The sequence below is a fragment of the Geminocystis sp. M7585_C2015_104 genome, from assembly GCA_015295805.1.
Classification (GTDB): Bacteria; Cyanobacteriota; Cyanobacteriia; order Cyanobacteriales; family Cyanobacteriaceae; genus DVEF01.
In genome coordinates this window covers 1-12,601 of sequence record DVEF01000006.1, presented here as the reverse complement: position 1 = coordinate 12,601, position 12,601 = coordinate 1, and the positions used below count along the sequence as shown (strand labels likewise).

The following is a 12,601-nucleotide window of genomic DNA, read 5'->3' as shown; positions in this document are numbered from 1 at the left end:
ACCCCCTGTGATAAAAAGTAACAGGGGATACCAGACACGGGAAAAAAACAGGAGAATAATATTATTAATAAATTCTAAAAGAATCTATCTGCCACATATAAGAATTTGTTATAAAAAGGGACTATGACTCAGGCACAACAGGCAAAACAAGAAAGCTGGTTTAGTGAAGTAGATTTATATTTGTTTGGGGAAGGTACCCACTACCGTATTTATGAACAGCTAGGGGCTCATATTACAGAAAGAAATGGCGAGAAGGGCGTACACTTCGCGGTTTGGGCGCCTCATGCCCAGAATGTCTCCGTAGTGGGCGATTTCAACGGTTGGCAGCCAGAAAGACACAACATGAGCCGCAATTTTATGGGGATTTGGGAATTATTTATCCCCGGGCTCAAACAGGGAGAGAAATACAAGTATGCTGTTAAGAATTGTTACGGACATACCTGTTTTAAAACAGATCCTTATGGCTTTGAACAAGAAATCCGCCCCGCCAATGCCTCTATCGTCTGGGACTTATCTTATGAATGGCATGACCAGGAGTGGATGAGTAAACGACAGGAAATACAAGCTTATGACAAGCCCATCTCCGTCTATGAGGTACACTTAGGCTCATGGTTACATGATAGCATAGAAAACCCACCCACCAGCGGCCCCCTTTTACCAGTACCAGACAAACCGGGGGCCCGTTTTCTAACCTACAGGGAATTGGCAGACCGTCTCATCCCCTACGTTAAAGAAATGGGCTACACCCACATCGAGCTAATGCCCATCACTGAACACCCCTTTGATGGCTCATGGGGATACCAAGTTGTAGGCTTTTTCGCCCCCACCTCCCGTTATGGCACCCCCCAGGATTTCATGTATTTTGTAGACCGTTGTCACCAGGAGGGGATTGGTGTAATACTAGACTGGGTGCCAGGACACTTCCCCAAAGACGAACACGGTTTAGCCCGTTTTGACGGCACTCACCTGTACGAGTATTCCGACTGGCGTAAAGGGGAACACTTAGAATGGGGCACCCTTGTATTCAACTACGAGCGTAACGAAGTCCGTAATTTCCTGATCTCTAGCGCCATGTTTTGGCTAGATAAGTATCATATCGACGGTTTAAGGGTGGATGCAGTGGCGGCCATCCTGTATCTGGACTATGAAAGACAGGTGTGGGTTAGAAACAAGTACGGGGGGAGGGAAAACTTAGAAGGTATTGACTTTTTGCGTCAACTAAACAATGCCATCAAGAAGTACTATCCGGGAGTGATTACCATTGCCGAAGAATCCACTACCTGGGAGAAGGTGTCCCACCCCACCCAATATGGAGGCCTAGGCTTTGACTACAAGTGGAATATGGGTTGGATGAATGACACCCTAAAATACCTTCTAACCCCCCATGAACAAAGGCCCAACTGCCACAACAAACTCACCTTCAGCATGTGGTATGCCTACACCGAACACTTCATGTTAGCCCTCTCCCACGACGAAGTAGTCCATGGCAAGGGACATCTTTGGCAGAAAATGCCCGGAGATGAATGGCAAAAAATGGCCAACCTGCGGGTTTTGTTCGGTTATATGTTTACCCACCCCGGCAAGAAAACCCTTTTTATGGGGATGGAATTGGGGCAACGACGGGAATGGAAGTATTTTCTCGACTTGGACTGGTGGCTGTTACAATGGCAACCCCATCAACAACTACAACAGCTGGTCAAAGACTTAAACCGCCTCTACCGGAGTGAACCTGCCCTTTACACCGATGACTTCACCCCCAACGGCTTCCAGTGGATTGACTGCCATGATGCTGGTCGTAGTTTAATAACTTACATGCGTAGGGATAAAAGTGGCAAAGAAGTACTGGTTATAGCCTGCAACTTTAAACCCCATGTCTACCACCACTACTGGTTGGGCATCAACGAACCCGGCCTATATGAAGAAATCATTAATACCGATGACCTGAAATATGGAGGCAGTGGGGTAGTAAACGGCAAGGTGCACAGCCGTCAGTGGAATTCTTGTCCTTGGCCCCACGCCCTGGAAATCACAGTGCCCCCCCTGGCCATGGTAATGTTCAAAAAAATCCAATAAGCCCCCTTTCTCAAAAATTTTCCCCCTCTCCCTTGACAGGACAAAAAAGATTCGTTAAACTGATACATGTGCGTTGAACCAAGGCAATAAAAACAATCCGGTTCAAGGCAAAAACCAATAAACAAGCCCCCATCGTCTAGAGGCCTAGGACACCTCCCTTTCACGGAGGAAACAGGGATTCGAATTCCCTTGGGGGTACTTTTGTTTTTTTAGTGGTATGGAGGGACATCCAAATAATCCCCCGCCCCCGGGGGTGTGGCAAGTTTTAAAAGGGCAGGGGTTAAGGGGGCTAAAATTACTGCAGCAGATTCGGTAGGTTGACGGTAGAATTATAATAGTGGACTGCTGGTGTAGGGTGGGAGAGGGTGGGGCTGTGGCTGTGGCCGTTCTATTTGTGGAATCCAGAGGAAGGTTGTTTTAATTGTGAGCGCTGGTCGGTAGTTCAAATGAATGCAAACGAAACACTGATAGGGTTGCCTTCGGATCTATGCCCCCAAAAAATGCCCCATCATGTGGCGGTGATTATGGATGGCAATGGGCGTTGGGCGAGGCGTCGTGGTTTACCCCGCATTGTCGGCCATCAGAGAGGTGTGGATGCCCTTAGGGAGTTACTGCGTTGTTGTGATGACTGGGGGATAAAAGTCTTAACTGCCTATGCCTTTTCCACAGAAAATTGGGGAAGGCCAAGTCATGAGGTGGAATTTCTCCTCACCCTCTTTGAAAGAGTTTTGCGGCGGGAGTTGGCGGAGATGATGGGTAAAAATGTCAGAATCCGCTTCATAGGCGACTTGACTGCCCTGCCACAGTCTTTACAGGCAGAAATAGCCCACGCCATGGAAGAAACCCGCAACAATCAGGGGATTCAATTCAATGTGGCAACCAATTATGGTAGTCGTCAGGAAATCCTCCAAGCATGCAAAAAAATCGCCCTTAAGGTGAAACAAGGGGAAATAGATGTGGAAGACATAGACGAACAGTTGTTTGAAAACCACCTCTACACTCAGGGGATAAGCCCTCCCGATTTACTCATCCGCACCAGTGGCGAAATGCGACTCAGTAACTTCCTCCTCTGGCAAGTGGCCTACAGCGAAATCTATGTAACTCCAACTCTATGGCCAGATTTTGACAGGGAAGAATTCCACCAAGCCCTCCTCAGCTATCAACAACGAGAAAGACGCTTTGGTAGAATAAAGGAGGAGCACTAGGGGAACTTGCGGCGGAAAAGACAGTCCCATAAACCGCGCCGGGGAAGGTTACACTAAACTCTGAGCTATATTGATTTGAGCTATATTGAATGAGGGATTGGCCTGTGTCATGACTACCAACATGGACTTATTGATTGCGGGACGGTATCATATCGTTAAGACTTTGGGCAAGGGGGGCTTTGGCGAGACTTTCTTGGCAAGGGATACTCATTTGCCCTCCCAAAGACTTGTTGTAGTCAAACGTCTACGTCAAGTCAACCCCAGCAATCGTGTTTCCCCGGAAATCATTGCCGATTTGTTCAAAAAAGAAGCCCAGGTTTTAGAAGAGTTGGGTCAAAATTGCCCGCAAATTCCTACCCTATATGCCTATTTTGTCGAAAACGAACAATACTACTTAGTACAAGAGTATATAGAAGGTTGTAGTCTGGCAGATTTGGGAAAAATTGACACCCTTGAATGCCGGCGAATCCTGTGTTCCCTTTTGAAGGTGCTGGAGTATATCCATGGTCGTAAAATCATCCACAGGGATATTAAACCAGAAAATATCATCATCAGGGAGAGGGATAGACTGCCCATCCTCATCGACTTTGGGGCAGTAAAAGAGGCCATGGGCACAGTGGTCCTTAGTTCTGGAAGCATGATAAGTTCAGTGATAGTGGGCACCAAAGGCTTTATGCCACCAGAACAAAGTGCGGGGCGTACCGTTTATGCCAGTGACTTGTATGCCCTGGCCCTAACCATGATTTACAGTATTACAGGCAAATACCCTATAGAATTCCCCGTGGATACCCTCACCGGAGATTTACAATGGCAAGCTATGGCTCCCCAAACGGATCCACAACTGATGGCAGTCTTGACTAAAGCCAGCAAAGTGGACCTGGGTCAACGCTACAAAACCGCCCAGGAGATGTTGTATGACCTGACCCTTTCGGAAATTAAAACCGTTGCGGTTGTACCCCCAAAAAGAGATATTGAAAATACTAAACCTGTCCCCGATTCTACCGTTCCCACCCCCACCGTAACCTTGCCCCCCATCAGCACTCCCTCTGCCAGACGAACTTATGAGCATAATCCCTCTACAATCCCCAGTGCCGCACCATCCTATGCCCCCCCTCCCCCCCCACCAAACGCCCAGGAGAACACAAATACATCTCCAACCCCTCCCCATCCCTCCATGCCAACTCCTAACTCCCCCTCTGAGGTGGAGACGCCTTCCAACAACTGGCCCCTGATAATTGCCTCTGCCATTGTTGCCGGGGTAATGGTAGGGGGCGGTCTCGTTGTCCTAGAATATGTAAAACAAACTAGGGCAGAATTGGCGGCCATTGAACAACAACGGGCTGAAATGGAAGCCCGTCTGGCAGAGGAACAAAGAAAACGGGAAGAAGAGGCCAGGAAACGAGAGGAGGCAGAAAGACTGCGTCAACAACAACAGGCGGAATTGGAAAGAATTAGGGCAGAGGCTTTGCGTAGACAGCAAAAAGAGCAGACCAGGACTATAATAGTACAGCCCACCCCCCCAGCCCAGGAGAATAATAACCCCATGCCTTCCTCACCACCAGAAGTTTCCCAGGACAATCAAGAAACTTTTCCGCCTGACAATCCCACCGACTCTGCCAATCCCGAGGATAACACCCCCACTGACAATGCCGCCGAGACGCTAGACAATTCCAACTCCGCCAACAGTAACACCAACCCCCCCGCTGATGCCAACACCAGTGTCATTGCTCCATCCCAGGCCATGGAGGCACTGGTACAATTCTATAATCTGGTGTCCCAAAAACAATTCCCCCAAGCTAGAATATTCTTCGCTAACCCCAACAATTTAGATCCAGGCTTTTTCCAACGCTTCTCCCGGGTTACGGTAGAGAATCTGAGGGTGGTTTACGAGGGTAGCGATACCATTACCCTCCTAGGTACAAATACTTACTATTATCCGGATGGCACAAAACAAATAGAAGAAAGAGACTTTACCATGAAAATCATTGATGGGGTGCCCAAGATTGTCAATTCCAGATTCCGCCGAGTCCTGGAACCCAGAAGATAATACAATTACAGTTGTCCTTAGGAGTAGCCCTTTTGGGGGGTCATTTTTTTTACCCTCCTGCTGGGCAGACGTGCAGAAAGATAGCAGAAGTCGGACTAAAAGCAACCTCATGGTGAACATTATCCACTTCTCGGGCTCAGGACTTTTTGGCGATAAATACACAACCCTTGTACCAAGTTCCTCTGCCCTCTTTTAAACTTTCTGACGCCCCTGGCCTGGAACCTGAAGTTTTCTCGCCCCATGTCTCCCTACGCCCTGCTGAACTGGTATTCTCTATAGGGGTTGAAGATTTCTCATCAACAAGCCTGTATTTTTCTGTAATACCAGACCCCTTTGAGTGGAGGCTCTTTTCTGGAGATGTTTCCCATCAAAAAAGCCCACAGCTATGTTACCCCCCCATAAACCTGCACGAGGCCGAGCACTGTTTCTGATATTTCTTTGAAAAAAAAAAACCTCACTTGTCTGTTGTGGTCGAAGAGCTTTCGACTGAAGCCTTCTTACACCAGTTATTATAGAACACAACCTCATGCAGAAAACCGGAGGGCATACTCCAAACTCTTAGAGAAAGCTCGGCAAAAGCCCAAGCTTCTCACAGCACTCCCATATCTCAGACAAGCACTTGACAAAACTCACAGACAAAGCTTTCTTGACCACCCTCCACACCTGCTCTATAGGTCAGGACTATAGGGCGGTAAATATACAAGCACTATTCCAAGAGCATTAGCCCTCTCCCTCACCTTACTACTCCTGTGAGAGGCAAAATTGTCAAGAATAACAACCACAACCTTCTTATCTCTTAAAGTGTATTACATACACTATCTGCAGTAGCATCTTCGCTAAAAGTCAAACGGCTGTCCCCTGTGTATGCATAATAGCCAAAAGCGTTTATCCTGTGCCTGTCTGTATTCTTGCTTATCTTTACCTTCTTTTCTGGGGTCTTCTGTAGTCAAGTGGGTGGGGCTTGATATACAGCATACCAAAAGCCCTTAGTGGTCTTCTTATGTGCACTTGAGAGTATTCAACATTTGTTGTACTCCATTAGTCTTTTTCTTTGAACATGCTCAGTGGTTGTTCTTTGTCTTGCTCAGACAGCTTTGGTTTAGTACCACCACCACGACCTTTTAGGTTTGTTTTTTACTCCAGTCTTCAATTCTGGAACATCGGTAAGTTTTGACACCTTTGGCACGAAGCCGACTTTTTCTACCAGTTTTACTATGAGGGCTCTTTTTACCTCGTATATACTTCTTCCCTTCTTTCTGCCCTCTCTGTAATATAATGTGTTTTTCTGAAAAGGTCACTAGATATGTAGAGCCCCTGAAAGTATAAAGCAAACAAAGAAATATAAAAGGACAATTTTAAGTCCCACAGAAGCAAGAAGGCAAGGCGAAGAGCTAAAGCGGATAGGGAGGCCTTAAAGAAGGTTTATGGAGATGCCGTTGCTGAGAACTTCAATAGAGCTTTAGAACTTTTTACATGAGGTTATGTTTCATACCATATTCTACCTGATAAGGTTAAGACAGCAGAAGTAGAACAATTAGTCCAACTACACCCCACCCCCCTATATCAGATAGCTACAGGCACAGAGAGAGTATAACATACTCGCCCTGGGGTGTTGCTGTGACTGGGGGCAGTCAGCAATAAACTTGTCCAAATCCGATTCTTTTTCTTTGGCATAACAATTCTTACTTTCGCCCCTTGGTGCATCTCATCCTTCCCCAGTGTAATACCATCTCTTATCCCGCTTTGCTTCTGCCTTTTTGACGGCACGAACCACAAAATTCACTGATGGGGATGCCAGGCACTGTTGTAAAATGAGCCTACGGTTGGGGGCTTGGCAATGTTATTTGCCTGAGCTGGAGCCCTGGAGGAACAATCTCAAGTGCTATCTTTGCAATTCTTCCATGCTTCGCCAAAAAACTCTCCCGTTCCATATTGGTGGCCGCTATCCGGTCGCACTCTTGAATTCCGACGAATTGTTGAGTCGACAGGGTTATCTTTCCTGTACTAACCTACTGCCCTAGTTGCTCTTTTGTCAGAAACAGGATGCCCCTTTAAGACTAAGCTCGGAGCCAGTCCCATTTACACCTTAATGAGCACTAATTGTCCCTGTGGCCAGAAGGGGGGACTGAGAGAGTCGACAACCCTTCATAACCCTGATGACTCAAAGAAATGGCCTCAATAGAATTTCGGACAACAAAAATAGGCAGCATTGTAGTGTTATGAGGTCGGCCAGTGGACCCTCTCTCTCCATCCCCAAAACTGCCACTAGGTATTCTAGCTTTTTCATCCGTGCCCGTGGAAAATTTCTCTCTGCTTCTTTTTGGAGCTCACAATCCTCGAACTTTGCTGGCGAGGAGGCCAGGTATTCTTGCAGAATAACCCAGGACATCCTAACCTTATCCCAGCCCACATTCCAGTACCCTTTTGCCCTCAGTTTTTTTTGTTCTCGTTTGCTCAGACTGAAGAAGATTCTGGAATTTCTTCTTTGATATTGTCTGTAGTCCAGACCTTCATATATTTTCTTTGCCATCTTCCTACTCCTCTTTACTTATAATACTTTATGTGCTAAGCAGTTTTTTTTTCTAATTTATTCCATCATTTATGATAGGCGTTCTCTCCCCCTATCACGCTTCCATAAAATCGCCCCCGACAGCAGAGCGGCTACCTTTATTTTTTTGCAACTTTCCGGGTCTTATTCTCATCGCCTGCTCCCCTCATCTTGGTATCTAAAATAACTGTCGTCTCTTTCTGTTTCCGCCCCCACGCCTCCTTGCCCATTTCTTTCGCCCATTGCTAGGTAATTCTTTTCTATTTTTTTAATTTCTGTGTAAACCATAAATTTCACCCTTATTAAACCCTGTCACCATTGTAATCCATTTCAGAAAATTTTGGCAACCATTTTAATAAATTTTAATATATAAACAAGACAACATCCGGGAAGAAAGTAGTAAGACATAAGGCTATTCACCCAATGCAAAATTTCTCCACTTGCGACCGCAAACTTTATACAAAAAACCCGGGATGATGGGGGGGGAAAGTAATTTTTGAACCAGGGAAATTTTGGAGGAAATTCACAGAAGAAATGGATGGGAGTGATGGGTGAAGTGGGGAAGGATGGGAGTGATGGGTTATACTAGGGAGTTGAAAATGAATTTCAAGTAGAATAGATATGACTAGTGTAGAGTTTCTAATGGATGCCCCCAAGAGGGGGATGCCTGTGACAATAATTACTGGGTTTCTGGGCAGTGGGAAAACAACCCTTCTCAACCACATCTTAACTAATCAACAGGGTTTAAAAACGGCGGTGTTGGTAAACGAGTTTGGGGAGATAGGGATTGACAATGAGCTGATTGTGGCGGCAAATGATTCAATGATAGAGTTGAGTAATGGTTGTATCTGTTGTAATATCAATGCCGACCTGGTGGATGCGGTATATAGGATTCTTGAGAGGGAAGACAAAGTAGACTATCTAGTGGTGGAGACTACAGGATTGGCTGACCCTCTGCCGGTGGCCTTGACCTTTCTGGGCACTGAGCTACGGGACATGACAAGACTAGACTCGATTATAACTGTAGTGGACTGTGCCAATTTTAGTCTAGACTTGTTCAACAGTGAGGCCGCCTACAACCAGATTGCCTATGGTGACATCATCCTCCTCAACAAGATAGACTTAGTGGATGAGGCCGATGTAGATCTGTTGGAGGCGAGAATTAGAAACATCAAACCGGGGGCAAGACTTCTCCGCACCACAAGGGGGCAGGTACCCCTGCCGCTAATTTTGAGTGTTGGCCTGTTCGAGTCAGACAAGTACTATGCAGGTGATAATACCACCCACCACCATCACGGCCATGACCATCACCATGAGCATAACCATGAGCAGGCTCACGCCCATGAGCACAACCACCACCATTCTCGCCACTTAGAAAATGATGGTTTTGTTTCCGTTTCTTTCGTTTCTGACAGGCCCTTTGCCATTCGAAAGCTTCAATACTTTTTGGATAATCAGCTTCCTGCCAATGTGTTTAGGGCAAAGGGGATACTTTGGTTTAAAGAATCTCCAGACAGACACATCTTTCACCTGAGTGGCAGAAGGTTTACCATAGAGGACGACGTTTGGAAACCTAACCAACCCAAACAGAACAAACTAGTATTCATCGGGCAAAATCTAGAGGGGGATAGTATCATCAAGCACCTACAAGAGTGTTTGGTAGACTAGTTTCCCTTGAGGGGGGGTTCGGCGGGTTTCTGCCGGCATTGACATTTCTTAAATTACACATGATACATGTCCATTCCCTTTCTGAGAGCTTTGATGAAAGAAAATAACTTCCCAACCATTCCACAAAGCCCTGTGGGCAAGGCACTGACATGTGTCGGGGGATAACCGTTAGAAACAAGGGCCGACACAGATAGGTTTTCTGGTATTCTCTTGGACGGCTTATGCAGAAAGTGCCCTTTCATGTAGCCTTTTTTCCAGTTTTTAGACCTCCGTTATTTTTTGACCTTTCTAAGGGTAGCCCGTAAATCCTTTGGATTTTCCACTCTTTCCACCCATCCTGGTAGCATATCACAGACCCCGACCTCCCCTTCCACCAGCACTGAATACAAAATACTCACCAGTCTTTTTTTTCCTGATAGTTGTTTCCGGTAGAACTTGCACTTCACCTGCCCAACCGGCAGTCTAATTATTACTCCCTCAAAATCCACCCTGAGGGGATTGTTAACGTTGTGTTTATTTTTATGCCAAACCATCCACTTGTTTGAGAAAAGGAAGCTCTTTCTCTGGTTGCGCTATCCACCTTACAAAACTCACAGGATTGTATGGTGGCATTGTCTTTTTGTCCTTGTTCGTTTTCTTTATGCCCTCAAGAGCTCTACATATATCTCTGGTGGCCTTTTCAGTAAAGTAATAACCAAGAGCATTAAGCCCATGCCCGTCTGTATTCCTGCTTATCTTCCCTGAAAGCCCACACCCGTGGAGGCGTTTCCTCAAACAATACTATGCCCTTTTTTTTGCCTTTTCCGGTTTTCTGTAATCAAGTGGATAAGGCCTGATATACAGAATACCAAAACTCAAGGTGGTCCTCTTGAGAGTATTCTTAATTGAATTTATGAGAGCCTTGACTTCTCTAGTAGTCCAGTAGTCTTTTTCTTTGAGGGTGTCGAGTATAGTACATTAAAGGATTGTTAAGCATGCCAAAAAGGATAAGGGTTAAGGACATTGACGAACTTGAGAGAAAGTAGCTGCAGGGGGAAAAAAGCCAGGACTTCAAAACTCTCATGGTCAAGCTCGTGGAATGGGTAGTGTAAGTAAACTGTATAAACTGACTGACATGCCAGAAAGAACCATATACCACAGGCTTGAAGAAAAAACCTAACCAACCTAAGAGCCCATGGCGGTGTGGCTAAACCAAAACTGTCCCGACAAGCGGAGGCCTGTAGGCTCAGGCTCTACAAAAGCTCATAATCAGCAACAGGCCTGGTGAACTCTAGCCACAAACACCAAAGACAAATATCTCTGTATCACCCCCCACTGGGGCTGTAGTAGACACACAAGTCCTATATCAAGTCCCCCTGTACCCCTTATAGGGGGACCTGAAACTATCAAGTATTACCACTATAACTTTTTTATCCCCATTGAGCCGCCTTATATCTTCCAATGCCTTGCCATAGCTCTGGGGACTGGCATCCTCTGTAAAGGTTAAAGATTTCTCATCAACAAGCCTGTATTTGTCTGTATTCTTCCTTACCTTAAGACCACACCCCTTGAGTGGAGGCCCTTTTCTGATGGTGTTTCCCATGGAGAAAGCCTATAGCAGCCATGTTATCTCCCCCATAAACCCCCATGAGGCCGAGCACTGTTTCTGACATTTCTTTGAAAAAAATCCTATTTGCCTCTTGTGGCTCTCTATAGTCAAGTCATCCCTATCTTTCCAATGAGGCCTTCTTACACCAGTTAAAGGATATTCTACCTGATACTGTTCTCTTATAATACTTCTGAGGGGGTATAAGACAGAAATTAAAACACACAATCCCGGGGGCAGAAGAAGTAGAACAGTTAGTCCAACCACACCCGAGTCTCCAGATTTCACCCCGGGGGTCTCGACCTTAGGGCTAGGCCATGCGGATGGCGAGACTCGAACTCGCACGGACAAGCCACACGCCCCTCAAACGTGCGCGTCTACCAGTTCCGCCACATCCGCGAACGTCAGTTACATTATAACAGATTTTGGGGGGTCAATCAAGCAAAAATAGTTTTGGCCTATGGAAAAGGGATTAGTTAGAATGGGACTAAGGGATGACCTCTCACGGGTTACGGATTATAAGTTATTATCATAAAGACTAAGGGAAAAAAGAGGAAACTTTCGCTTTTGCTAAACTTGCTAGGGCCTTAAGATATTATGATAGATGCAAAAACTCGCCTGAGAAACGAATTACTTAACACAGAAGTAATCACAAGGGATACGGGCAAGAAATTAGGGGTTGTCAAGGAAGTATTAGTAGACATAGATAGGAGGGAAGTAGTGGCACTGGGGTTGAGGAGTAGTCGTTTCGCCCTGTCAGGAATTCCCAAATATATGTACCTTGACAGTATTGCCCAGATGGGGGATGTGATCCTAGTGGAAAATGAGGATGTGATTGAGGACATAGATATAGATTTGTACACGCCTCTTATAAACTCGGAGGTGGTAACAGAAACCGGTGAGCCCCTGGGGAGAGTAAGAGACTTCCAGTTTGACCCGAAAACGGGAGAATTACATTCTCTGATTATTGCCGCCATAGGCTACCCACAAATACCCGAGCAGTTGATTAGCACCTATGAAATCTCGGTAGATGAAATAGTAAGCAGTGGCCCCAATCGCATCATTGTGTTCGAGGGAGCACAGGAGCGTGTTACACAACTTACGGTGGGGATTTTGGAGAAACTGGGGATTGGTAGACCACCATGGGAAAAGGACGAGGAGGAAACCTACTATGCCCCCACTACACCCCCTGAAAATCAATTGCCTGCCCCTATCCCAGTAAAACCTGTGGCTAAGCCAGTCCCAAAACCCGCTATTGAGGAAAATTGGGCAGAGGAGGAGTGGGAAGAGGAAGAAGTGGTTAATACGCCCCCCCCCCGTCAGGTAGCCAAAGCCGTATCCTACGAGGAGGAAACAGAGGAGGAAAACTGGGGCGCAGAAAGGATAGAAAGGGAATCAAGCCGGGATTATACCCCCCCCGCCCCCCAGTCTCGCCCTCGTAACGATGATGATTACTCCTATGATGTATGGGAGGA

The 12,601-nt window shown here is 46.3% G+C and carries 11 protein-coding genes and 2 tRNA genes; 6 read left to right on the top strand and 7 right to left on the bottom strand.

Annotated features, from left to right (window positions below; all coding sequences use genetic code 11):
• Positions 1-123 precede the first annotated feature (123 nt).
• The 4 genes from glgB (at position 124) to IGQ44_00700 (ending at position 5,325) form a co-directional block, all read left to right on the top strand.
• The gene (gene glgB, locus IGQ44_00715) at positions 124-2,073 is read left to right on the top strand and encodes a 1,4-alpha-glucan branching protein GlgB (protein HIK36502.1); all 1,950 of its coding nucleotides are present in this window, start codon (positions 124-126) and stop codon (positions 2,071-2,073) included.
• A gap of 125 nt (positions 2,074-2,198) precedes the next feature.
• A tRNA-Glu gene (locus IGQ44_00710) sits at positions 2,199-2,271 on the top strand.
• Between the two features lie 248 nt (positions 2,272-2,519).
• The gene (locus tag IGQ44_00705) at positions 2,520-3,278 is read left to right on the top strand and encodes an isoprenyl transferase (GenBank protein ID HIK36501.1); all 759 of its coding nucleotides are present in this window, start codon (positions 2,520-2,522) and stop codon (positions 3,276-3,278) included.
• A 121-nt stretch (positions 3,279-3,399) separates the two neighbouring features.
• Complete coding sequence (locus tag IGQ44_00700; protein HIK36500.1) at positions 3,400-5,325, top strand: protein kinase; 1,926 nt, start codon at positions 3,400-3,402, stop codon at positions 5,323-5,325.
• A 668-nt stretch (positions 5,326-5,993) separates the two neighbouring features.
• On the opposite strand, the gene IGQ44_00695 is transcribed toward IGQ44_00700, so the two are convergent.
• From IGQ44_00695 to IGQ44_00685, 3 genes are all read right to left on the bottom strand, one after another.
• Positions 5,994-6,107: a transposase gene (locus tag IGQ44_00695; protein HIK36499.1), complete on the bottom strand. Its 114-nt coding sequence runs from the start codon at positions 6,105-6,107 to the stop codon at positions 5,994-5,996.
• Between the two features lie 1,379 nt (positions 6,108-7,486).
• The gene (locus IGQ44_00690) at positions 7,487-7,855 is read right to left on the bottom strand and encodes a hypothetical protein (GenBank protein HIK36498.1); all 369 of its coding nucleotides are present in this window, start codon (positions 7,853-7,855) and stop codon (positions 7,487-7,489) included.
• A gap of 168 nt (positions 7,856-8,023) precedes the next feature.
• Complete coding sequence (locus tag IGQ44_00685) at positions 8,024-8,161, bottom strand: hypothetical protein (GenBank protein ID HIK36497.1); 138 nt, start codon at positions 8,159-8,161, stop codon at positions 8,024-8,026.
• Between the two features lie 333 nt (positions 8,162-8,494).
• Here IGQ44_00685 and IGQ44_00680 point away from each other — a divergent pair, with 333 nt between their 5' ends.
• Positions 8,495-9,541: a GTP-binding protein gene (locus IGQ44_00680; GenBank protein HIK36496.1), complete on the top strand. Its 1,047-nt coding sequence runs from the start codon at positions 8,495-8,497 to the stop codon at positions 9,539-9,541.
• A gap of 272 nt (positions 9,542-9,813) precedes the next feature.
• Here IGQ44_00680 and IGQ44_00675 read toward each other — a convergent pair whose 3' ends face one another.
• The 4 genes from IGQ44_00675 to IGQ44_00660 form a co-directional block, all read right to left on the bottom strand.
• Positions 9,814-10,074, bottom strand: a complete 261-nt coding sequence (locus tag IGQ44_00675) for a hypothetical protein (GenBank protein ID HIK36495.1) — start codon at positions 10,072-10,074, stop codon at positions 9,814-9,816.
• Positions 10,061-10,315: a hypothetical protein gene (locus tag IGQ44_00670; protein HIK36494.1), complete on the bottom strand. Its 255-nt coding sequence runs from the start codon at positions 10,313-10,315 to the stop codon at positions 10,061-10,063. Before IGQ44_00670 ends, IGQ44_00675 begins: the two co-directional genes overlap by 14 nt.
• Positions 10,316-10,886: 571 nt before the next feature.
• A complete protein-coding gene (locus IGQ44_00665) occupies positions 10,887-11,123 on the bottom strand; it encodes a hypothetical protein (GenBank protein ID HIK36493.1) in 237 nt (78 codons plus the stop codon).
• Positions 11,124-11,444: 321 nt separating this feature from the next.
• Positions 11,445-11,525 (bottom strand) — tRNA-Leu (locus tag IGQ44_00660).
• 198 nt (positions 11,526-11,723) lie between these two features.
• Here IGQ44_00660 and IGQ44_00655 point away from each other — a divergent pair.
• Positions 11,724-12,601 (top strand): PRC-barrel domain-containing protein (locus IGQ44_00655; protein ID HIK36492.1); only part of this gene is annotated, 878 nt, incomplete at its 3' end.